The sequence below is a fragment of the Nocardioides sp. NPDC000445 genome (genome assembly GCF_040300245.1).
Taxonomy (GTDB): Bacteria; Actinomycetota; Actinomycetes; order Propionibacteriales; family Nocardioidaceae; genus Nocardioides.
Map to the genome: position 1 here is coordinate 177,479 of NZ_JBEPDH010000008.1, position 21,866 is coordinate 199,344.

The following is a 21,866-nucleotide window of genomic DNA, read 5'->3' on the forward strand; positions in this document are numbered from 1 at the left end:
GAAGGTCACTTCCCTACGCTGAAGGCCACCGAGCCGAGGCCCGACACGGTGGAACGAACGGTGTTGCCCGGGGCGATCGGCCGCATCGGCCCGAGCGCACCGGAGAGGATGAGCTGGCCCGCACGCAGCGGCTCACCGAAGTCACGCGCGTAGCGAGCCAGCCACTGGACGGCGTTGACGGGGTCGCCCAGGCAGGCCGCCCCGGTCCCGGTCGAGACCTCCTCGTCGTCGATCGACATCGACATGGTGACCTCGCGAGGCTCGAACTCGTCGAGACGCCGGCGCTCGGTCCCGAGGACGTACGCACCCGCGGAGGCGTTGTCCGCGACGGTGTCGCCGAAGGAGATCTTCCAGTCCGCGATCCGGCTGCCGCAGATCTCGATCGCGGCGACGGCGTAGTCGATCGCCTCCCGGACCTGGTCGTAGGAGAGGTCGCCGTCGGCCAGGTCGGCCGCGAGCACGAAGGCGATCTCGGCCTCGGCCCGCGGCTGCAGGATGGCGTCGGCGGGGAGCACGCCGCCGTCCGGGTAGGCCATGTCGTCGAAGAGCACCCCGAAGTCGGGGGTGTCCACGCCGATCTGCTCCCGCACCGCCTTGGAGGTGAGCCCGATCTTGCGGCCCACGACCTTCGCCCCGCCGGCGAGCCGGGTGGCGGTGAGGCGCTCCTGGATCGCGTACGCCGTCTTCAGGTCGGTCGCGTCCAGCAGGTCCCGCATCGGTGGGACGGGCGTGCCCGTCGCCGAGGCGGTCAGCAGCCGATCTGCCGCGGCATCGACGGCAGCATCGGACGGGGAGGTCACTTCGTTCATGTGGCCACGGTCTCAGCAGATGGGCGAAAGAAGCGGGGTAGGCGTCCCGCTGACCGGTACGGTGATCTCATGCCGCACCAGCCCGCCGATCTCGACACCGTGCTCGGCAAGGCGGTGACCATCTTGCGGGCCTTCACGGTCGACGACCAGGTGCTCTCGCTGGCCGAGCTCGTACGCCGCACCGGACTCCCCAAGGCGACCGCCCACCGCGTCGCCGGTGACCTGGTCACCAACCGCCTCCTGGACCGCACCAACCTCGGCTACCGCCTCTCCGGCGGCCTCTTCGAGCTCGGCATGCGGGCCTCGGTCGAGCGCTCGCTCCTGGAGCTGGCGATGCCGTTCCTCCAGGACCTCTACGAGCGCACCCACGAGACCGTCCACCTGGGCGTACGCGAGGGCCACGACGTCGTCTACGTCGCCAAGATCGGCGGCCACCGCCAGGCGAAGTCGCCCTCCCGGCCGGGTGGCCGGATGCCGGTCCACTGCACCGCGATCGGCAAGGTCCTGCTCGCCTACGCCGATCCCGAGGCGCAGCAGGAGATCCTCAGCAGCCCTCTCGAGCGACGTACGCCTCACACGATCGTGGCGCCAGGCCTGCTGGAGCGGCAGCTCGCCGCCGTGCTCGAGAACGGCGTGGCCTTCGAGCGCGAGGAGTCCGCCGCCGGGCTGCAGTGCATCGCGGCCCCGGTCCTCGCCGACGGCGGCGACAAGGCGCTCGCCGCGATCAGCGTCACCGGCCCGGTGGGACGCTTCCGCCCCGAGGCGCACGTCACCATCGTCCGGGCCGCGGCCCAGGGCCTCTCCAGCCTGGCGAGTCGCCGCCGCTCTCTGTCCAGCTGAGGCAGCTCAGTCCGTGCGCGCCGGCGGCAGGTCGGCCAACCTGGCGTCGGGATGCGCCCGGACCGCGTCGAGGAGCTCCAGCCAGCCGCGGCCGACCTCGTCGAGCCGGTCCTCCGAGACGAGCCGGAAGGCAGCGGCGCGCAGCACCTCGACACCCACCTCGGGCGTACGCCCGGTGCTGCGCAGCGCCGCCAGCACCTCCTCGACCTGCTCGGCAGGTGCGGCGGGATCGCCCGCAAGCGCCCACTCCACCTCCCCCTCGGTCGCGACCCCACTCTCACTCACAGCTTGACCCAGTACCGCCGGGTGAGGCCGTAGCCGTACGCAGCCGCGTCGATGACGTCCTGGAGCTCGCCGCCCTGGGACTCGATGGTGCGCGCCGAGGCGCCGTTGTCCTCGTCGCAGGTGATCAGGACGCGCTCGAGGCCCAGCGCCCGGGCCTCGTCGAGCACGAGGCCCAGCGCTCGCCGGGCGTGCCCCTGGCGGCGGGACGAGGGCCGCACCGAGTAGCCGATGTGCCCGCCCACGTTCTCCAGGAACTCGTTGAGCTCGTGCCGCAGCTGGATGAACCCGACGACCTGGCCGTCGTCGGTGATCCAGAAGGACGAGGCATGCACCCGCCCTGCGGGCGGCGGGATCGTGAGGTTCCGGTCCCGCGCGGTCTTCGCGACCAGCCGCTCGCACGCCTCGCGGCTCACGTCGGCAGCCTCCTCGTCGGGGATGGCGGCGCCGTCGACATGAGCCCCTCCGAACTCGGCGACGGACGCCGCCCAGGAGTCGTAGAGATCGAGCGAGGGAAGGGCAAGTGCTGTCATGTCGCAAGCAGACCAGCCCACAGCCCGCCGGAACAAACCCTTATCGCAGAACGACGGGGATCAGCCGTCGATCACCACTGTCCCCTTCGCACGCGAGACGCACAGGATCATGTGACCATCGCGCTCGTAGTCGGCGAGCGCGTGGTCGCGGTGCTCGACCTCGCCCTCCAGCACCCGCACCCGGCAGGTGCCACAGAACCCCTGCTGACAGGAGTACGCCTGGGTCGGCCGCACCCGGCGGACGGCGGCCAGCGCCGACTCCTCGGCGCCGACCGCCACCTCGACGTCGGAGTCCTCGAGGCGCACCCGGAACGGGCGGCCACCGAGCACCGGTGGCGGCGAGAACCGCTCGTAGTGCAGCGTGTCGATCTGCGGGTCGGGGATCTGCGCGCGGATCGCGTCGATCATCGGCATCGGTCCGCAGCAGTAGAGGGCCGCACCCTCCGGAGCGAGCGAGATGATCTTCGCGGCGTCCGGCGTGCCCATCTCGTCGTCGGGCCACAGCTGGATCTCGTGGTCGCCGACGATCTCCCGGATCTCGGCCAGGAACGGCATCGTCTCGCGCGAGCGGCCGGTGTAGACGAACTCGTACGGCACACCCCGGCGCACCACGTCACGCAGCATCGGCAGGATCGGGGTGATCCCGATGCCACCGGCGACGAAGAGGTAGCCGGCGGGCGAGGCGACGAACGGGAAGGCGTTGCGCGGCCCCTTCAGGACGAGCCGGTCGCCGACGGCAAGGAAGTGCGCCTCGACGGAGCCGCCGCCTCCACCCGCGGTCGGCTCGATCCGCCGCACGCTGATCCGGTAGGCGGAGAGGTCGTCGGGGTCGGAGTTGAGCGAGTACTGCCGCAGCCGGCCGCTGGGCAGCACCACGTCGACGTGCGCGCCCGGATCCCAGGCCGGCAGGTCGGTGCCGTCCTCACGCTCGAACCAGATCGCCCTGACGTCGAGGCCCTCCTCGTCGATCCGGCTGACGCGTACGTGCAGGTCGCGGTCGATCCTGCCGAGCGGCTTGCGGCGCCGCCAGGATCGGTAGGCGGCCTTGGTCCAGTAGCCCCCGACGATCGCCTCGAAGCCCCGGTACAGCCGCGAGTCGGGGATGTCCGGGACCGTGTAGTGCGCAGGCTTGGTCACCCCGCCGTCTCCTGTGCCTCCGCGATGGCGTCGGCCCGAAGCGCCGCGGGCGACTTGGCCAGGTAGCTCACCGCCTGGGCGGTCGAGCCCTCCGCGGACGGGTCGTAGTTGGGCAGGAAGAACTTCCAGGTCGCCCACCCGATGCGTACGACACCCGGCACCAGCCCGCGACGCTCGGCGTCGATCAGCTTGAGCAGCCCCGCCTTCGGCCGCTTCGCCGGGTCGGGCTCGGTGGGGTCGTTGTTCATCAGGTAGCCGGCGCCTCGCCACCACAGGACGAGCAGGGCGGTGCCGCCGAGCAGGTAGGAGCGGATCCGACGGGAGTAGCGCCCATCGACGTGCTGGAAGACGTCGTAGGCCACGTTGCGGTGCTCGACCTCCTCGGCGCCGTGCCAGCGCAGCAGGTCGAGCATCGTCTCGTCGGCGCCGATCTCGTCGAGCGCGGGCGAGTTGAGCACCCAGTTGCCGAGCACGGCGGTGAGGTGCTCGAGACCCGCGATGATCGCGGCGCGCTCGATCAGCCACTCCTCCTTGGCCCGGCCGGTCAGGTCGCGGTCGCCGAGGATCTTGCGGAACAGGGCCTCGATCTCGGCCGCGAACGGACGTACGTCGAGACCGTTGTCGGTGAAGTAGTCCTGCACCTCCTGGTGGGCGGCGGCGTGCACGCCCTCCTGGCCGATGAAGCCGATCACGTCCTCGCGCAGCTGGTCGTCCTCGATCAGCGGCAGGATCTCGGAGAACACCTTGACGAACCACCGCTCGCCCTCGGGCAGCAGCAGATGCAGCACGTTGACGTAGTGGGAGGCGAAGACCTCGCCCGGGATCCACACCAGCGGCAGCTTGCTCCAGTCGAACTTCACGTTCCGCGGGTGGAGGGCGACCTTGGCCGGCTCGTGCCCGCGCTTGGTCTCCTTCGTCAGCTTGCTCATCGCACACCCTCCTTCTCGATGAAGGCCGCGATCTCGCCCGCGACCAGCTCCGGATCCGCGGCCACCACCCAGTGTCCGCCGTCGATGACCTGGGTGACCAGCGATGTCGCGTACGCCCGGGGTGCCTCGGTCTGGAGCGGCACCGTCACGTAGGCGTCGTCACGAGGGGCGATCACCAGCACCGGCACCTCCGTCGACCGCGGCGTCGGACGGAGCAGCTTGCCGAGGAAGTTGGCCCGGTAGAGCTCGACCCCGTTGACCTGGTCCTTCGTCGGCCGATCCTCGCCACCGACGAACTTGGCGAGCAGCCCCGAGCGCACCATGGCCTCGGGCAGCAGCGGCAGCTGGAACGCGAAGACGTACCAGGAGTGGGCCAGCTGCCGCAGCGAGCTCCCCAGGTGGGTCCGCTCGCGCAGCCAGGTGGTCGCCATCCCGAGGTCGGGCCCCGAGATCGAGACGTACGTCGCGATCCGGCTCCTCAGCGCCGGGTCGGTCACCGACTCCCAGGTCTGGATCGAGCCCCAGTCGTGCGCCGCGACGTGCACCGGCGCGTCGGGCGAGACGGCGTCGATGACCGCCTTGAAGTCTGCGGAGAGCTGCGCCAGGCGGTAGCCGGCGGTCGAGTCCGGAACCCCGGACTCCCCCGTGCCGCGTACGTCATAGGCGACGACGTGGAAGCGCTCGGCGAGCACCGTGGCGACCCCGTCCCAGACGGAGTGGTTGTCGGGGTAGCCGTGGACGAGCAGCACGGTCTCGGCATCGGCCGGCCCCTGCTCGTAGACGGCGAGCGCCAGCCCGTCGGTCGTGTCGACCAGCCGTTGTGTCACCTCGGTCACGCTTCCTCCTCCGTTCGCGGGTGTCTCACCGAACAGATTAATGAGACACCGTGTCCGCAAACAATAGCAAGCGCAGATCCGGACTCACCGAAAAGACCGGCCCGCCGCAGACGTGTCTGCGGCGGGCCGGGGAGAGAGCTGCGGCTACGAGGCGCTGTGGGAGTCGGCCAGGCGCGACTCCTCGGCGGCTTGCTCCTCGAGCTCCTTGCGGCGGCGCTCGACCTGCAGAGCGACCTCGGCAGGGTCGTCGATGAGAGCGGCCATGCCGCCTGGGACACGCTCGAGCGCCTCCCGGGCGAAGATCTGCTGCATGGTGGTGGTGCGCTCGGAGCGGTCCTTGCCGATGAACGACATCATCCAGTGCAGGGTCGCGGTGAGCCGGTTGCGGAACCCGGTCATGTAGGCCAGGTGCACTACGAGCCAGCCGAACCAGGCGAGGATGCCGGTGAGCCTGAAGTTGCCCATCATCAGGACCGCGTTGAAGCGCGAGATGGTGGCCATCGAGCCCTTGTCGAAGTACTTGAAGTCGCCGGGCTCCGGCTTGTTCTTCAGGCGGGCCTTGATCGTCTTGGCCGAATGCTTGCCCCCCTGGATCGCGACCTGCGCGACACCGGGCAGGTGGTTGAGGTTGATCATGTCGCCGACCACGAAGATCTCGGGGTGGCCCGGCAGCGTCAGGTCGGGGTTGACCGCGATCCGGCCGGCCCGGTCGAGCTCGGCGCCGGTCTGCTCCGAGAGCGTCTTGCCGAGGGGGGAGGCCTGGACACCCGCGGCCCAGATCTTGGCGATCGAGCCGATCCGCTGGGTCGTGCCGTCCTTGAACTTCATCTCGATGCCGAACTCGTCGACGTGGGTGACCATCGCGCCGAGGACGACCTCGACACCGGCCTTCTCCAAGGCCTTCTCGGCCTTGGCACCGAGCTTCTCGCCGAACGGCGGCAGCACCTGCGGCGCGGCGTCGACCAGGACCACCCGGGCCTTCTCCGACTGGATGTGGGTGAAGTCCTTCTTCAGCACCCGCCGGGAGAGCTCGGCGATCTGGCCGGCCATCTCCACACCGGTCGGGCCGGCACCCACGACGACGAAGGTGAGCAGGTCACCGATCGGCTCGCCGCGCGAGGCGGTCAGCTCGGCGATCTCGAAGGCCCCGAAGATGCGGCCGCGCAGCTCGAGCGCGTCGTCGATCGACTTCATGCCGGGCGCGAACTCGGCGAAGTGGTCGTTGCCGAAGTAGGACTGGCCGGCACCGGCAGCGACGATCAGCGAGTCGTAGGGAACGTCGATCTCCTGGTTGAGAATGCTCGCCTTGACCGTCTTGGCCTCGGTGTCGATCTCGTTGACCTCGCCGAGCAGCACGCTGGCGTTCTTCTGCCGGTGCAGGATGTCGCGGGTCGGCGGGGCGATCTCGCCCTGCGAGAGAATTCCGGTCGCCACCTGGTAGAGCAGCGGCTGGAAGAGGTGATGGGTCGTCTTCGCGATCAAGGTCACCTCGACGTCGTCGCGGCCCTTGAACGCCTTCGCGGAGAAGAGACCCCCGAAGCCTGAACCGATGATGACGACCCGGTGCTTTGCCTGGTCCGCTGACATTGCTTATACCCTCCGCTACCTCAACACAAGAGACCGTTTGAACGTTCCACTCACTATTCTGAACCATCACACCGGTTCTGTTCATCCCGGGGCGCACGACTGCTACGTCACAGTTGCCGCCACGCCGCTGAGCATGCGTACTCACCGCGTGTCCGTCGCTCGGCCGAACCATCTGACTTTAATCTGTGAGGGTGACCGGGACCTTGTGCCCTAGTGGTCCATGGCCCGGATCAGACACCTTCAAGTGCGGAAAATCCTTGCAACGAACAACACACAACGAGATCGTGTGTACGCCGACCCGCGAGATCGGAGGAGACCATGCCGTTGAGCCGGCCAGCTCTCCTGCTCCGCACCGGCTCCCGTGCCGTCCAGGACGCCCGCGTCTGGGTCCGGACGGCCTGCGAGGAGATCGACCGCACCGACCTCGTCGACTGTGCTGAGTTCGGCGTCTCCGAGCTGGTCTCCAACGCGCTCTTCCACGGCACCGCCCCGGTCACGATCCGGATGCGCGGCACCGTCGACCACCCCCGCGTCGAGATCCGGGACGGCTCGACCGAGCCGCCCCTGCTGCCGGTCCCGCTCGCGCTCGACGACGAGGACGAGGTCCTGCTGACGGTCGGTCGCGGCCTCTCGATCGTGGCCAGCGTCTCGGAGGCCTGGGGCGCCGACATCGACACATCCGGCAAGACCGTCTGGTTTACCCCCGCCACCGAGATCGACGAGGGGGACGGAGTCGAGGGCGTGATCACCGGGCCTCCCGGCGCTCCGCCAAAGCCCGAGCGCCTCGGCTCCGAGGCGGTCGAGGTCAGCATCCTCGGCGTACCTCTCTCCCTCTACCGGGGCTTCCAGCACCACTTCCGGGAGCTGAGACGGGAGGTACGCCTCCTCTCGCTCGCCCACGCCAACGACTACCCGCTCGCCGCCAGCCTCTCGGCCCTGTTCGGATCGCTGGAGCGCCAGCTCCTCGACGGCCTCGGCCACGGCCAGCTCTCCGGGGTGATCGGGTCCAGCTCCGGCCGCGACCGGGAGACGGCGGACCTGCACGTACGCATGCCGCGGTCCGCTGCCGAGACGATGCGCCGCTTCCTCGACATGCTCGACCTCATCGACGAGTTCTGCCGCCAGGAGCGGCTGCTCGTCCTGGCCCGCTCGCCCGAGCAGGTCTCCTTCCAGCGCTGGTTCCTCGGCGAATACCTCACCCAGGCCGCCGGCGGCCGCCCCACCCGGTGGAGCGCGGCGCAGATGACCGGGCTCCGTTAGAGGCCGTACGCTGTCGGCGTGCTGCGTGAGCATGGCGACCTGCTCGCCCCCATCGCCGTCGGCGGAGCGCTCGGCTCACTGGCTCGCTGGGGCCTCACCACCGTCCTCCCCCACGGCGGCCACTCCTGGCCGTGGGCGACCTTCCTCACCAACGTCTCCGGCTGCCTGCTGCTGGGCGCGCTGATGGCATTCGTCCTGGGCCCGTTGGCCACTGTCCCGTTCTGGGGCCGCTACCTGCGCCCGTTCCTCGGGGTCGGCGTGCTCGGCGGCTACACCACGTTCTCGACCTACGCGCTCGAGACGTACGTCCTGAGCGGGCCCGCGCCCGCGCTCGCGATGCTCTACGTGCTCGCCTCGGTGGTCTCCGGGATCGGCGCCGCCTGGCTCGGGCTGACGCTCGGCCGGGTGATCGTGCTCGACAGCGGCCGGAAGGTCGTGGTCGACGGCATCGACCCCGACCTCGATCCCGACCCTGCCCGAGGAGAGGACGGATGACCGCGCTCCTGGTCCTGGTCGGCGGCGCGATCGGGGCGCCGGCGCGCTACCTGACCGACCTCTACGTCAGGGAGTGGACCGGCACGGACTTCCCGTGGGGAACGATGGCGGTCAACGCCGTCGGCTCGCTCGTGCTCGGCCTGCTGGCCGGGTCGGCCGCGAGCGGCGTACTTCCCGGGTGGATGCTCACCTTGGCCGGAACGGGCTTCTGCGGGGCGCTGACGACCTTCTCGACCTTCTCCTACGAGACCGTCCGCCTGGCCGAGGACGGCCGGTGGCGTTCGGCCGCGCTGAACGTCCTCGGCTCCCTCGCGGTCGGGACCGCCGCGGTCACCCTCGGCTGGGTTGCGGGCTCGGCGATCTAGGCCCAGCCGGTCAGGCCCAGCCGAGCTGGTGCAGCTTCTCGTCGTCGATGCCGAAGTGGTGGGCGATCTCGTGGACGACGGTGATGCGGATCTCGGCGGCCAGGTCGACCTCGTCCACGCACATCTGCTGGAGGGGCTGGCGGAAGATGAAGATCCGGTCCGGCAGCGTGAGGCCGTAGAGGTCGTTACGGTCGGTCAGCGCCACGCCGTCGTAGAGACCGAGGGTGTCTTGGGGCTCGCCCTCGGGCGGCCACTCCTCGACGAGCACGACGAGGTTGTGCACCTGGGCGGCCAGCTCGTCCGGAATGGCGTCGAGCGCCTGGTCCACGAGTTCGTCGAAGCGCTCTGGGCTTATCTCAATCCCCACAGCAGACATTCTGCCGGGTGACAGTTACCCCTACGCAACTGCTTCCGAAGTATTTTTCCGAAGGTTTGCGCGAGCCTGGCGCTCCAGATCCCGCTGGTGGAGCTCTCCGTTGCGCGGGCGACCGCGGGTGCGCTTGCGCGCGACGACGATCCCCTCGTAGAAGACCTCGCCACCCCACACACCGTGCGGCTCCTGCCGGGCGATCGCGCCCTGCAAGCAGGAGCGCTGCAGCGGACACGTACGACACAGCTCCTTGGCACGGTCCGCGTCCGCGCTGGTCGCGGCGAACCAGAGATCGCCGTCCTCGATCGCGCACGGCAGCTCGCTCCAGTGCACGCCGATCGTCTCTCTTGCCGTCGCCACAGGCGAACCAGTCATCACAGCCCCATCCCCTCGCTGATCCCCCTCGTCAGGGATACCCACTGAAGAGGGTGGTCGGATGGCCTGTCAGTTTTCTGTCAATAGGCAGGTGCTTGGAGCGGTCACGCAGAGTTGAGATGTCATCTACATCAGGGGATTCCACAACATCGCGACCCTGCTGGTACAAACTGTCCACACTAGAGGGTGGAAGGGCTAGGGTTTGCGAACATGCGCTCAATGAGAAGGGCCTCGGCGTCCATCACCGTAGGCCACCGACCCGTGGAGGATTTCCACCGACGGATGGCGCATGATCCCAACAGTCGAGCCATCGCCTCGGAGACCCGCGACTGGCTCCTGGTGAAGTCTCTGCTGCAGCCCGGTGAGGTCCAGTGGGCCCGGGTCGCGGTCAAGTTTCCCCACGAGGGGAACGCCTCGGGTCACGCCTTCCTGACCGACCGCCGGGTGATGTTCGAGTTCCACGAGCGCGTCTTCTCCGTCAACCTGGCCGTCCTCACCTTCATCGGCGTTCCGCCCCCGCCCAGCCTGGGCGACTTCATCATCGAGGCGCTGGTCCCCGGATCGTCGTACTCCACGACGATGAAGATCCGCGACAAGGACGCCTTCCACGACTTCTTCCCGACCCTCGACTACGCCGCGCGAGCCGCCGGTGCGCAGGTGAACGTCGACGCCAGCTGGGGCGGCGAGTACGGCACGGGCAACCCCTACGGCCAGCCCTCCCCGAACAGCTACGGCGTAGCGCCCGCGCCGGGCTCCTACCCGAACCAGGGCTCCTACCCGAACACCGGCTCCTACTACCCCAACCAGGGTTCGTACGGAACCAACACCGGCTCCTACGGCCAGGCGCCGAACACCGGTGCCCAGCGCACCGTCGGCAACGGCCCATACGTCGGCCAGCAGGGCGCCCAGCAGCGTGCCCGCGAGGAGGCCGCGCTGATCGAGGCCAACCTCGCCCACGCGCTGCCCGCCTTCCTGCACGAGGGTGAGTCGATCCTCGCCGGGGCCGACATGATCCAGAACATGACCGACGTCGAGATGAAGGTGATGGCCACCGAGTCGCGCCTGATCGTCGTCGAGGGCAACATCCTGTGGGCCTCCCCGCTGGAGCACACCCACGTCATCTACGCAGGTGGCGAGCGCAGCCACCTGCGGCTGCTGGCCGACCGGGTCACCGAGACCATGGCGCTGACCCCGGGACCGCCGACGGCCAACCCGTCCGACCGGCGCCGCCTCGTACTTCGTACGCTGCGCGACGCCGCTGCCGGCGAGCAGCTGCACAACCACCTGACCACCAACGGTGGCCAGGTCTTCGACGCCTGGCCCGAGTAGCCGGCCGCGGCGTACGAGATCTGCTTCTACCTACGACGAGAGCCCCAGCCACTGGCTGGGGCTCTCGTGCGTGAAGCGGGGTTCAGTCCTGCGGGTTGAAGAACAGCCCGAGCGCGACCGCCCAGACGAGGTGCCACAGGTAGACACCCAGGACGGTGCCCCACCCGAGGTTGATCGAGAAGAAGCCCGGGTCGATGCCGATGACGTCCTCCGGGTGCAGGGCCGGGATCCACCAACCGCAGGACGCGGTGGCGAGGAACATACCCATGCCGAGCGAGCGCGCGAGGTTGCTCGAGGTGGTGTGGGTCTTGCCGAGCCACGGGAAGATCACCAGAGCGTAGGCGAGCGCGAAGACCATGCCGTTGAAGTAGTGGAAGCCCATACCGGCGAACCACTGCGAGACGGCGAAGCCGGCCTCGTTGGCGGTGGCGTTCGGGGTCAGGATGACGCCGTTGAAGAACGCGAAGTCCAGCGGGCCCTCCATGATGCCGAGGCCGTAGATCCAGTAGCCGAACATCGTGGCGAGCTGGGTGGCACCGAAGCCGGCAACGAGCGCGCCGATGAGGCGGTTGTTGTTGACGAACTGCGGCCAGTGCGTTCCGGTGGTCTGCGCCATCACGGCCGGCTGCTGGATCGCCGGCTCCTGGTACTGAGGCTGGGCCTGGGACTGCTGCGGACGCTGGTCCCAACCAAGGGCGGGGGGCTGCTGCTGCGCGGGGGCGGCCGGGGTGCGGTAGGCACCGTTCGTCTGCATCCGTGACGCAAGCTCGTCCGCACTCGCCGCATGGGGCGGCCGATGCGGGTAGTACGACGACATGGTGGTGTTGCCTCCTGAATACCGAACGTCTTAGTCGTTCCCCCGTGCCCTGCCGAATTGCGACGTCGACACAAGCGGCAGAATCCTCTCACGAGAGGACAGCAGCCCGCACGTTACCGCCAAATCGGCTTATATCCCACAGGGACGAACGGCCCGAACCGGGGGTGAGATCCGAGGGATCTCTGGCCCGAGACTCCTGCCGAAGCAGGACGACCACCCTCCCACGCTCGAGGCCCCCCGCGCTCGCCACACCCCGGCGTGTCACGCCGTCCGGGAACAACACCCGACCCACAAGTCACACCGGCAGAAACAAGCCTCTCCAGCCACACCAACCAGAGCGCAAAGCGGCCCGACAGGCTCTACCCGCACCAGAGCGGACGATCCCCCGAGCAACTAAGGGGGTGCGGGGGATATCCCCCGCCGCGCGCGGAGCGCGCCATATAAATCGAGAAACGACGTGGGCTGCTTTGCAGCCACACGTCGTCTTCGTTTCGAGCGACCCTGACGAGACTTGAACTCGCGACCTCCGCCGTGACAGGGCGGCGCGCTAACCAACTGCGCTACAGGGCCTTGTTTGTTTCCGCTGTGTGCGGCAACGGGAAAAACATAGCCCATGGGTGAGGAGGATTCACAATCGGGGAGGGGTCCTACTCCTCGAAGGGCTCTTCGCCCTTGGGTTCCTCGTCGGTGAGGCCCTCCACGAGCCGGTTCTTGACCATGTAGGCCATGGCTCGTTCGGCCGCACGGGCCTTGCGCCGGAGGGCCTCGACACTGGGAGCCTTCTCGTCGCTGTAGGCCGCGAGCCGGGCGACCTCGCGCCCGGTCTGACGCTGGATCTCGGACATCGCGAGCCAGACGCCGAGGTCCTGCTCGAGGCCTTCCCGGGAGCGCAGGATCGCGGCGGTGAGGAGCTGGATGACGGTGACCTCGACGTCCTCGGCGGTGGACGAACTGGAGACGAGGGTGGCGGCGATCGTGCCGGCGCCGGTGGTGGTGATCGCACCGGCGGTGACGAGTCCGCCGACCATCCCGCCGGGACCGAAGGCGGAGAGCGCGCCGATGATCGCCGCTCCCCCGGCGAGCCCGGCGGGGGCGGCGAGGGCGAGCCCGATCGGTCCGGCGACCAGCACGGCGGCGCCGATCCCGATGCCGACCCACAGCTTCCACTGGTCGACCGGGTAGACGGCCTTCGAGGCGGACTGCATCGCGATGTGCAGGTTCTCGCCGAGCCCGCCCCCGAGTCCCATCCAGACCGTCAGGTCGTGGAATGCCTGGCGGCGTACGTCATCGGGCACGTCGATCTCGTAGGGGCGCACCGGGTTGGCGGTCGCCAGCGCGACCAGGGCGAGGACGGCCTCCTCCTTGGAGAGCTGGGTCAGCGGCTTGGGCCGCGGCAGGTCTCGGTCACTCGGGGTGTCTGGTGAGACGCGCAGGTCGAGGAGCTGCTGGGGGATGCGAACGCCGTCGTTGCGGTAGTTCTCGAGCAACCGCTCCAGGACCTCGTGCTGGACGACGCGCAGCGCGGCGCCGAAGCGCTCCTGGGTGGCGCCCTTGAGGTGGTCGCGCAGGAACTGGGCGTAGGCGAGCCACAGGGCCAGGCGGACCTCGAGCGAGTTCAGGGAGACGTCGGGGGTGCCCTCGACGATCGCGAGCTCCTTGGTGAGGGAGCCGAACAGGCCGCGCCCGATCGCGGTGGCGACCGGCTTGGACCGGAGGTAGGTGGTGGTGCGGTGGTCGAGGCCGAGCCCGACCTGGAGGTCGAGCGCCCACGGGAAGTGGCGCCAGATGCCGCGCAGTCCGGTCACCGCGTCGCCGTTGCTCCAGACGTTGACCCACCAGCCGACGTGGTCGACCGGCGCCTTCATCTCCAGCCGGTCGGAGTCCTCGTGGAGGTTGGGGTGGGCGGCCGGGCTGCCGATCGTCACCAGCCCGGTGACCGTCAGCTTCGGAGGGAGCCGGCGCAGCAGGTCGATCGCGATGATCGAACCGAGGCTGTGGCCGACGATGACGATCTCGCCCTCCTCCGGGAGCTCGTCGAGGACCATCCGCAGCGTACGTGCCCGGATGCCGGGCTTGGTCACGTAGTTGTGGGCCTGGCGGAGCACGCGCAGCACGATCGGCGCCAGCGAGTCGGTGACGCCCACCGGCGAGGCGGGCACGGGTTCGCCGAGGATCGACTCCAGCTCGGCGGTCGCGCGCTCGACCCGTCGGCGTACGTCCCGCTGCTCGGCGGCGCTCGGCCTCGGTGTGGTGACCGGCGGGATCTTGATGGTCTTGTCGCCGTCGTCGGTGCGCAGCACGTCGGGATACTTCGGCGCGATCACCTCGACCTCGTCGAGCCCCGGGTAGCCGGCGTCCTGCAGCGCGTTGTCCAGCGCGCGGCGCCAGGCGTCGCGGGGGTCGCCGTTGCCGACGCCGTGAAGGTAGAGAAGCGAGACCACCTCTCGATTCTCTCCCATGCCTGGAGCAGCTCCGGCTATTGGGACGTCGGGGTCAGTCGGCGTCCAGGCCCTGCTCGATGGCGTAGCGGGTGAGCTCGACGCGGTTGTGCATCTGGAGCTTGCGTAGGGTGTTCTGTACGTGGTTCTGGACCGTGCGATGGGAGAGCACGAGGCGGTCTGCGATCTGGCGGTAGCTCAGACCCTTGGCGACGAGCTTGAGGATCTCGGTCTCGCGGTCGGTGAGCGTGGGCTTGTCGCCGCGCACCTCGGTGGCGGCGCTGTGCTGGAACTCGCCCAGGACCAGACCGGCGAGGCCGGGGGTGAAGACCGGGTCGCCGGCCGCGACCCGGCGTACGGCCTCCAGGAGCTCGTCGCGGGAGGCGGACTTGACCAGGTAGCCGGTCGCGCCGGCCTTGACCGCGGCGAGCACGTCGTTCTGCTCGCCCGAGGCGGAGAGGATGAGGACCTTGGCCACCGGGTGCAGCGCGATGATCTCGGTGGTGACCTGGACACCGTCGGGCTCGGGGATGTGCAGGTCGAGCACCACCACCTCCGGCCGGGTCGCGGCGAACCGGGTGATCGCCTCACGGCCGGTGCTGGCGGTGGCCACCACCTCGAAGCCCGCGCCGATCAGGTCGCGCTCGACCGCGTCGCGCCACATCGGGTGATCATCGACGACCATCACTCTTCTCATGCGTGCACTCCTGTTCGAGGGACCGTGAGCTCCCACTCGGTCCCGGTTGCTCCGGTGATGAGTTCAGCCTTGCCGCCGAGGTCCTCGATCCGGCCACGGATCGACTCGCTGATGCCGAGCCTGCCCTGCGCCCCGGCCTCGACGACCCGGCCGTCCGCGATGCCCGGCCCGTCGTCACGCACCGAGACCTCGACGTGGTCGGGGAAGGCCTGCAGGAGCACCCAGGCACAGGCGTCCTCACCGACGTGGCGGCGTACGTTGTCCAGGGCCGCGCGGGTCGCCGCGACGATCTCCTCGGCCGGGCGTGCGGGCATCTCGACGGCGGTCGCGGGTCCGGACACGGTCACGGTCCCCGTCTCGAGCTCGGCGAGAGCGGCGGCCAGGTCGACCATCCCGACGGCCGGGCCCCGGCCGGGCTGTTCGCCGCGGATCAGCGCTCGCAGCTCCCGCTCCTGCTCCCCCGCCAGCCTCCCCAGCTCGGCGGCGTCACCGCCCAGCTCGCCGCCGCGCCGCTGGACCAGGGCCAGGACCTGGAGCACCCCGTCGTGGACGGCCCGAGCCAGCCGTGCCCGCTCCTCGGCCCGCGCTGCCGCGCGCTGTGCCTCGTCCCGCTCCAGCGCCATCCGCTGCACCGACTCGCACATGTAGCCGACCACCGGGCCCCCGATGACCAGCAGGAACGCGTTTCCGTAGATCGACTGGTCGATCTCCTGCCGCAGCACGAGGTCGACGGTCGCCAGCGCCACGCCGGCCAGCAGTCCGCCGAGCCAGCGGTAGTGGATCGCGCACGCGAGCAGCGCGCCGCTCACCCAGAACCCCGGCACGCTCGCCTGGAACCCCGGCCCCTTCACCAGCGGGGTCACGAGCATGAGTCCGAGCGCGATCGCCAGGTCGGCACCGACGAGCACCGCCGTGCGGCGGGCGGGTGCTGCGTACGCCCAGACGGCGAAGGCGGTCCACCCCACCATGACGAGCGCGCAGACCAGCGCGGCCGCGGGCGGGTCGAAGTTGGCGGCCCGGTAGATGGTCAACCCGACCGCGTTGACGAGCACGACCACGCGCAGCACCGCCAGCGCCCGGAAGAGCCGGCTCTCGACCTCGATCGCCGCTGGCGACGTCCACGCACTCACAGTCGGAAGTGTCGCATCTGCGCCGCCGCGTACGCCTCGGATATGAGTATCCGTGCGGATGCCGGGACTGCGCACGGGCACGAGACTCGAAGGCATGGAGAACCAGGCACCCTCGAGCAAGCCGACGACGCTCTTCTTCGCCCAGTCGGCACTCGCCTTCGCGATCGCTCTGGTCACGACACTGGCCGCGATCCTCTATCTGCCCACCGATCCGTGGCCGAAGGCATTCCTCGCTCTCGCGACGATCTTCCTGACGACCTCGGCGTTCGCGCTGGCCAAGTGCGTGCGCGACTCGCAGGAGAGCCAGTACGTCGTCTCGCGGCTCGACCAGGCGCGGGTCGACAAGATCCTGGCCGAGCACGACCCCTGGAAGGAGGTCAGCTGATGCCGAGGACGAACAGTGGTACCCCCTACCGGATTCGAACCGGCGCTACCGCCGTGAAAGGGCGGGGTCCTGGGCCGCTAGACGAAGGGGGCCTGCCGGGACATCCTAGAGGCCTGCGTCCGAGGCCGCCAAAGCGAGGCCGTACGTCCGGTTTCGGGTCCCGATTCGGAACGTCGCGGTCGCTTCCGGTAATGTTTCACCTCGCTTGGGCAGGTAGCTCAGTTGGTACGAGCGATCGCCTGAAAAGTGATAGGTCGGCGGTTCGACCCCGCCCCTGCCCACAAGCAACAACCGGCTTCGACCAGCAGTTATGGGTCGAAGCCGGTTGTCATTCCGGATCAAGTCTCAGCGCACACCCTGCGTTTCCCGCACGCGCTTCGGCGGAACTACGCAAGGATGGTGGGCTGTGAAGTACGCCGATCCTGGTCGCTGCCCCGACTGCCGGGAGGCCTTCGAGCCCGGCACCAGCCCCTGCCCGCACTGCGGGCTGCCGCTGGAGAACGCCGTCGCGCAAGAGCTCTACGGCACCCTGCTGCGGGCCGACGTACTCATGACGCGGTTGCGCTCGATCCGCGAGGAGGCGAGCCGAGCCGCGCGACGGACCCCGCCGCCCGCTCCCCTGCCGGTCGCCGCGCCGCCCGCCGCGCCGCCGCAGATCCAGCCCGAGCCCGAGGCCATCCCGCTCGCGGACCCGGCCGCCACCGCGATGGCCGGACCGGCGCCGTTCCCCGGTGCTCCGGTCGCCCGGCGGGCGCCGATCACGGTACCGCTGATCCTGGTCGGCGTCGGCGTGCTCTTCCTGCTCGTCGCAGGCGTCATCTTCCTCGCGGTCGCCTGGGCCACCATGGGCGTCGGCGGCCGCACCACGATGCTGCTCGTCTTCACCGCGCTCTTCACGATCGGTGGCGCGGTGCTGATGCATCTGGAGCTGCGTGCCGGCACCGAAGGCGTCTGGACGCTCGCGCTGGGACTGCTCGCCCTGGACATAGCCGGCATGAAGTACGCCGGCTGGCTCGACGGAGTCGACTGGGACCGTGGCTTCCTGGTCATCGTCGGTGTGGTCGTCTTCCTGGCGGGCACGGTGATGTCCCTGATCGGCGCGCGCAGCGAGAAGCTCACCGCGGTGATCGGGCCACAGGTGGCGGCCGCCGCCGGCGTACTCACCGCGCTGATCGGTCTCGAGCTCATCTCCGACCTCATCTGGTTCCCGCTGGTCGCAGCGGTCATCGCCCTCCTCGTGGTGATCGTGGCGAGCAAGACCGACCTGCAGGCGCTGACCCTCGGCTCGATGGTCGTGATGGCGGGCTTCTGGTTGATGCTGCTCGTCCGCGGCCTGGCCGATCCGGCCCTGACCGGCTCCGAGCTGCTGCGCGGCGGCACCCTGCCGCTGCTGCTCGGTGCCGCCGCCGTGCTGACAGTCGTGGCGCTGCTGTTCCCGCTGCCCAAGGACGCGAAGGTCGCGATGGTCGGGGTGTCCCTCCTGATCGCCGCCTACACCTTCACCCAGCCCGCTCTCGACGACGGCGCGGTCACCCTGACGGTCGTCGCCGTGGTGGTCACCCTGGTCGCCGCCGGCGCGCTCGTCGCGCTCCCCCGGCCCTGGCGCTGGGCCGCCACCGCGTTGACGCCGTACGCCGTGGGCCTCGGTATCACCATCCTCATCCTGGCGGTCTCGGCCGCCGTCCGGCTCGCGGCCGTGCCCTGGACCGAGTCCGCGTTCTCCCCGGTCACCGGCCCGGAGCCGTTGCTGCCGGGCTGGCTGACGCTGCCGTCGATGCTCGCGATCCTCGCCCTCGGGACCGCCTGGTTCTACCGGTACAACCCGCCCGCGTTCCGCACCTACCGCCCCACGATCGGCTGGATCACCATCGCGGGCGGCGTCTCCGGGCTCGCGATCACGGCCGCCTGCTACGGCGCCCCGCTGCTGTTCCCGGCGCTGCTGCTGCTCGGTGTCGCCGTCGCGCTGGCCTGGTGGGCGGAGCGGTGGCCACGGCTCCTCGCAGCCGGCATCTTCGGGCTGGTCGCGCTCGCCGCGGCGCTGCCCAGCGACCTGCTCACCGTGGTCGTCGCGCTCGCGCTGGCGGCGGTGGCTGCGTACGCGGGTCAGGGTCTGCTCGGCGTCGACCGCGAGGTCGCGGCGAGCTACTCGGTCACGACGCTCACCCTCGGTCTGTGGTCGCTCGCGCCGCTGATCGACGTGGAGCGGCAGTGGGCCGCGTGCGTGATCGTCACGGTCCTCGGGCTGATCACGCTCTTCCGCTTCCGCGGGTCGGGCTGGTGGGCGACCGTGGCCTGCGCCGCGATCTCGATCGGCATCGGCGCCGTGGACGTGACCTGGGCGGCGGTCCTGCTGACCATCGCCACCATCCTCGCCGCGGCCATCGGCCTGCACCATCGCCAGCCTGCCGCGCTGGCCGTGGCGGGCACTGTCGGGCTCGGCGGCGCCACGGCCGCTGTCCTCTCCAACGACGTGCTCGCGCTGACCGTGACCCTCATCCTCACCGCCCTGGGCATCATCGTCGACCGCGTCCAGTCCGGCACGACCAGAGAGGTCGCGACCGCCTACTGGATCCTCGCCCTGACCGCTGCCGTGTGGCAGGCGGCCCGGCTGGCCGACATCGAGCGTCCCTACACCGCGGTGGTGGTCGTCGTGGCAATGGGCGTCATCGTGCTCGTACGCCGCAGCCCCGCCATCGAGGCCGCGGCCGCCACCGGCGCCGCGGTGTCGATCGGCCTGGGTGCCTTCGACGAGACCGGGGCATTCGACACCGACTGGCTGGCGATCCTCCTGCTGATCGCCGGTGTCATGTGCATCGCGACGATCCTGCGTCACGAGCCGCAGCAGTCCGGGCCCCGGCTCACGATCGCCGGGCTGCTCGGCCTCGGGTCGCTCGCCGCCGCCTTCACCAACGAGCTGCTGGCACTGGTCGTGGCCGGCGTGCTCACCGCCGCCGCCGTCGCCGTCGACCGGCTCACCCAGGAGCTGCAGACCAAGGCCGTCACCGCGCCCTACTGGATCATCACGCTGACCGCGTTCTGCTGGATGTTCGCCAACCTCAACGACATCCCCAAGCCGTACGCCGCGGCCGGGATCATCGTCATCCTGGCGATCGTCACCATCTTCCGCCTGCTGCCCTCGGCCGAGATCACGGCCGCCGTCGCCGCGGTCGTCACGATCGTCGTCGGCACGGTCAGCCTCGGCCCCACGATCGTCCTGACCCCGGACGGGCCGACCGCGGTCGGATCTCGCGGAGTCGATCTCCCCTGGTTGAGCATCCTGCTGATCCTGGCCGGAGCCGCGGTCTCCGCGCACGCCATCGCCCACCACGAGCGTCGCTGGCTGGGTTGGGTCGGCGCCGGTCTGGCCACCGTCGCGCTGTGGATCCGGCTGGCCGACACCTCGGTCACGACCTGGGAGTACTACACCCTGCCGCCAGCGATCGCGCTGGTCGTCTTCGGCGTGGTCAAGCTCCGCCTCGACAGAGAGGTCGCCTCACTGCCGGTGCTCGGGCCGGGCGTCTTCCTCGCGCTCATCCCGTCCGTCCCGGCAGCCCTCCAGGACCCGGTCTCGATGCGGACCGCCCTGCTCGGCATCGCCTGCCTGGTCTTCATCCTCGGCGGCGCCTGGCTGCGCTGGGCAGCACCGCTGGTCGGTGGCGCCCTGGTCGCCTCGGTCCTGGCCCTGGCGCAGATGCCGTCGGCGCAGGCGCTGCAGCAGTGGTGGGTGCTCGGCGCGGCCGGACTCCTGCTGCTCTTCCTCGGCATCACGTGGGAGGCACGCCTCCACGACCTGCGCCGGGCCACGGCTTATGTCCGGGGGCTGCGCTAGTCCGTGCCTCACGATCCGGAAGACTGGAGCCGATGTTCCCCGAATTCAAGATCGTACGTCGCCAGCGCCCCGTCACGATCGCGGTCGAGTCCAGCAGCTTCTCCCGGCCCGCGGCCAACGCCGCGATCGAGGCGGCCTGTGACGGCCCGGTCTCGCTGAGCTTCACCTCGGGTGAGGATGTGCTCACCGGGCTCTACGACGGACGGCGGGTGCGGCTCGAGGTGACGACCGGGTCGCGGCGTACCTCTCACACGAGCCGGCGCCACGGCAGGGTCGGCCGCGGAGCGACCCGGTTCGCGCTGACCCTGACCGGGACGATGCTGACCGCGCTGACGTATCAGGAGACGACCGGAGCGAGGTCGAGCGGCGAGCTTGCTCGTCCGCTCGCGCCGAGCGAGGGAGTAATCGCGCGAAGCGCGAACGGCGCGTGGGTGGCCCGAGCGCGCGTCGATCTCACCGAGGTCGGGATCGAGCCGCGAGACGAGTCGTGGCTCGCCGGCCTCGCCGCCGGCCACGAGGGCTCCGCCGAGGACGTACGCAGCGGCGCCTTCGGACAGCTCGGCCTGCGCGACATCCGGGTGGTGACGTACGCCGACGGCTCGCCGTTCCGCGAGGTCGACGGCACCGTGCTGCTCACCGCCACCAGTGCAGGGCCGGGCTTCTTCCCCACGGCGCACACGTCGGTGTGGGCGCTGGACCCGGTGACGTACGACCTCGTCCATCGCGGCGCGCTCTACTTCCGCCGGGACGGACTCGTCTACGGCGACCACGCCACCCACCTCGTGCGCGACGGCGAGGAGTGGCTGGTCACGACGAGCACGTGGGGTGGCTTCAAGGCACCGGACAAGGCCGACCCCAGCAAGCCGTGGAGCCCGGTCGGGGTCACGATCGCCCGCTCACGCGCGGACCTGACCCGAGGCGAGCACGTCCTCGACTCGACACCGCTCGCGCTCCCGACAGACGGGCTCACGTCGGTCGGCGTCTGGGATCCCCACGTTCTACGCCGCGACGACGAGTGGTTGGTCGGCTACGTCAGCGCCAGGAAGTACTTCGACTTCCATACCGTGCTCGCCAGCGGACCTCGCCTGGACGCGCTCAGCCTCCGGGCAGCACGAACCGACCGGACGGCCACCGAGGGCACCACGCTTGTCCCGCTGGGCGGCACAGTCGTCGTCGGCGCAAGCGACGGACGCGACAACCCGCGTCACGTCCGTGCTCGCTACCCGATCTTCGACCTGGACCTCAACGAGGTCGCAGAGCTCCGATCGGCGTACGTCACGAACCTTCCGTGGCCCACGCTGATCCCGGTGGGGGACGAGTGGTTGCACGTCGCCTTCGACGGCACGCCTCACGGCGGCCGGCTACCCGGCTACGGCACTCACGGGGAGGTTGTGATCAGCCGATCAGTCTGAGGGGATGTCGA

At 70.0% G+C, this 21,866-nt stretch carries 21 protein-coding genes and 3 tRNA genes; 9 read left to right on the forward strand and 15 right to left on the reverse strand.

What is annotated here, in order from left to right:
- Positions 1–5 precede the first annotated feature (5 nt).
- On the reverse strand, positions 6–809 hold the full coding sequence (locus tag ABT304_RS13135; protein WP_350715728.1) for a 2-keto-4-pentenoate hydratase: 804 nt from the start codon (positions 807–809) through the stop codon (positions 6–8).
- Positions 810–878: 69 nt separating this feature from the next.
- Here ABT304_RS13135 and ABT304_RS13140 point away from each other — a divergent pair, with 69 nt between their 5' ends.
- Complete coding sequence (locus ABT304_RS13140) at positions 879–1,649, forward strand: IclR family transcriptional regulator (RefSeq protein ID WP_350715730.1); 771 nt, start codon at positions 879–881, stop codon at positions 1,647–1,649.
- A gap of 6 nt (positions 1,650–1,655) precedes the next feature.
- Here the strand turns inward: ABT304_RS13140 and ABT304_RS13145 are convergent, their stop codons facing one another.
- From ABT304_RS13145 to ABT304_RS13170, 6 genes are all read right to left on the reverse strand, one after another.
- Positions 1,656–1,934: a hypothetical protein gene (locus ABT304_RS13145; RefSeq protein ID WP_350715731.1), complete on the reverse strand. Its 279-nt coding sequence runs from the start codon at positions 1,932–1,934 to the stop codon at positions 1,656–1,658.
- Positions 1,931–2,464 carry a GNAT family N-acetyltransferase gene (locus ABT304_RS13150; protein ID WP_350715733.1) on the reverse strand — a complete coding sequence of 178 codons (534 nt, stop codon included), beginning with the start codon at positions 2,462–2,464 and terminating at the stop codon, positions 1,931–1,933. The genes ABT304_RS13145 and ABT304_RS13150 overlap by 4 nt, the downstream gene beginning before the upstream one ends.
- 60 nt (positions 2,465–2,524) lie before the next feature.
- A complete protein-coding gene (locus ABT304_RS13155; protein ID WP_350715735.1) occupies positions 2,525–3,601 on the reverse strand; it encodes a PDR/VanB family oxidoreductase in 1,077 nt (358 codons plus the stop codon).
- Positions 3,598–4,530, reverse strand: coding sequence for a metal-dependent hydrolase (locus ABT304_RS13160; RefSeq protein ID WP_350715736.1), 933 nt, complete (start codon positions 4,528–4,530; stop codon positions 3,598–3,600). Before ABT304_RS13160 ends, ABT304_RS13155 begins: the two co-directional genes overlap by 4 nt.
- On the reverse strand, positions 4,527–5,366 hold the full coding sequence (locus tag ABT304_RS13165) for an alpha/beta fold hydrolase (protein WP_350715738.1): 840 nt from the start codon (positions 5,364–5,366) through the stop codon (positions 4,527–4,529). Before ABT304_RS13165 ends, ABT304_RS13160 begins: the two co-directional genes overlap by 4 nt.
- 144 nt (positions 5,367–5,510) lie before the next feature.
- On the reverse strand, positions 5,511–6,953 hold the full coding sequence (locus ABT304_RS13170) for an NAD(P)/FAD-dependent oxidoreductase (protein WP_160026723.1): 1,443 nt from the start codon (positions 6,951–6,953) through the stop codon (positions 5,511–5,513).
- A 318-nt stretch (positions 6,954–7,271) separates the two neighbouring features.
- Between ABT304_RS13170 and ABT304_RS13175 the strand changes: the two genes are divergently transcribed.
- From ABT304_RS13175 to crcB, 3 genes are read left to right on the forward strand one after another with little or no spacing between them, the layout of a single operon-like run.
- The gene (locus ABT304_RS13175) at positions 7,272–8,213 is read left to right on the forward strand and encodes an ATP-binding protein (protein WP_350715740.1); all 942 of its coding nucleotides are present in this window, start codon (positions 7,272–7,274) and stop codon (positions 8,211–8,213) included.
- Between the two features lie 18 nt (positions 8,214–8,231).
- Positions 8,232–8,708, forward strand: a complete 477-nt coding sequence (locus ABT304_RS13180) for a fluoride efflux transporter FluC (protein WP_350715742.1) — start codon at positions 8,232–8,234, stop codon at positions 8,706–8,708.
- Complete coding sequence (gene crcB, locus ABT304_RS13185; RefSeq protein WP_350715744.1) at positions 8,705–9,073, forward strand: fluoride efflux transporter CrcB; 369 nt, start codon at positions 8,705–8,707, stop codon at positions 9,071–9,073. Before ABT304_RS13180 ends, crcB begins: the two co-directional genes overlap by 4 nt.
- A gap of 10 nt (positions 9,074–9,083) precedes the next feature.
- Here crcB and ABT304_RS13190 read toward each other — a convergent pair whose 3' ends face one another.
- Both ABT304_RS13190 and ABT304_RS13195 read right to left on the reverse strand, forming a co-directional pair.
- On the reverse strand, positions 9,084–9,440 hold the full coding sequence (locus tag ABT304_RS13190; RefSeq protein ID WP_160026719.1) for a metallopeptidase family protein: 357 nt from the start codon (positions 9,438–9,440) through the stop codon (positions 9,084–9,086).
- Positions 9,441–9,470: 30 nt separating this feature from the next.
- Complete coding sequence (locus ABT304_RS13195) at positions 9,471–9,818, reverse strand: WhiB family transcriptional regulator (RefSeq protein WP_350715746.1); 348 nt, start codon at positions 9,816–9,818, stop codon at positions 9,471–9,473.
- A 282-nt stretch (positions 9,819–10,100) separates the two neighbouring features.
- Between ABT304_RS13195 and ABT304_RS13200 the strand changes: the two genes are divergently transcribed.
- Complete coding sequence (locus tag ABT304_RS13200) at positions 10,101–11,147, forward strand: hypothetical protein (protein WP_350715748.1); 1,047 nt, start codon at positions 10,101–10,103, stop codon at positions 11,145–11,147.
- Between the two features lie 82 nt (positions 11,148–11,229).
- Here the strand turns inward: ABT304_RS13200 and ABT304_RS13205 are convergent, their stop codons facing one another.
- The 5 genes from ABT304_RS13205 to macS form a co-directional block, all read right to left on the reverse strand.
- The gene (locus tag ABT304_RS13205) at positions 11,230–11,901 is read right to left on the reverse strand and encodes a hypothetical protein (RefSeq protein ID WP_350715750.1); all 672 of its coding nucleotides are present in this window, start codon (positions 11,899–11,901) and stop codon (positions 11,230–11,232) included.
- Positions 11,902–12,460: 559 nt separating this feature from the next.
- Positions 12,461–12,534 (reverse strand) — tRNA-Asp (locus ABT304_RS13210).
- A 77-nt stretch (positions 12,535–12,611) separates the two neighbouring features.
- Positions 12,612–14,405 (reverse strand): PGAP1-like alpha/beta domain-containing protein, encoded by a 1,794-nt coding sequence (locus ABT304_RS13215; RefSeq protein ID WP_350715752.1) that lies wholly within the window; start codon positions 14,403–14,405, stop codon positions 12,612–12,614.
- Between the two features lie 52 nt (positions 14,406–14,457).
- The gene (locus ABT304_RS13220) at positions 14,458–15,099 is read right to left on the reverse strand and encodes a response regulator (protein ID WP_350715753.1); all 642 of its coding nucleotides are present in this window, start codon (positions 15,097–15,099) and stop codon (positions 14,458–14,460) included.
- The gene (gene macS, locus ABT304_RS13225; protein WP_350715755.1) at positions 15,096–16,229 is read right to left on the reverse strand and encodes a MacS family sensor histidine kinase; all 1,134 of its coding nucleotides are present in this window, start codon (positions 16,227–16,229) and stop codon (positions 15,096–15,098) included. The genes ABT304_RS13220 and macS overlap by 4 nt, the downstream gene beginning before the upstream one ends.
- A gap of 94 nt (positions 16,230–16,323) precedes the next feature.
- Between macS and ABT304_RS13230 the strand changes: the two genes are divergently transcribed.
- Positions 16,324–16,614: a YiaA/YiaB family inner membrane protein gene (locus tag ABT304_RS13230; protein ID WP_160026713.1), complete on the forward strand. Its 291-nt coding sequence runs from the start codon at positions 16,324–16,326 to the stop codon at positions 16,612–16,614.
- 16 nt (positions 16,615–16,630) lie between these two features.
- On the opposite strand, the gene ABT304_RS13235 is transcribed toward ABT304_RS13230, so the two are convergent.
- Positions 16,631–16,706, reverse strand: a tRNA-Glu gene (locus ABT304_RS13235).
- A gap of 115 nt (positions 16,707–16,821) precedes the next feature.
- Between ABT304_RS13235 and ABT304_RS13240 the strand changes: the two genes are divergently transcribed.
- From ABT304_RS13240 to ABT304_RS13250, 3 genes are all read left to right on the forward strand, one after another.
- A tRNA-Phe gene (locus ABT304_RS13240) sits at positions 16,822–16,895 on the forward strand.
- Between the two features lie 125 nt (positions 16,896–17,020).
- Positions 17,021–20,443: an SCO7613 C-terminal domain-containing membrane protein gene (locus ABT304_RS13245; protein WP_350715757.1), complete on the forward strand. Its 3,423-nt coding sequence runs from the start codon at positions 17,021–17,023 to the stop codon at positions 20,441–20,443.
- 32 nt (positions 20,444–20,475) lie between these two features.
- A complete protein-coding gene (locus tag ABT304_RS13250; protein WP_350715758.1) occupies positions 20,476–21,855 on the forward strand; it encodes a hypothetical protein in 1,380 nt (459 codons plus the stop codon).
- Positions 21,856–21,866 lie beyond the last annotated feature (11 nt).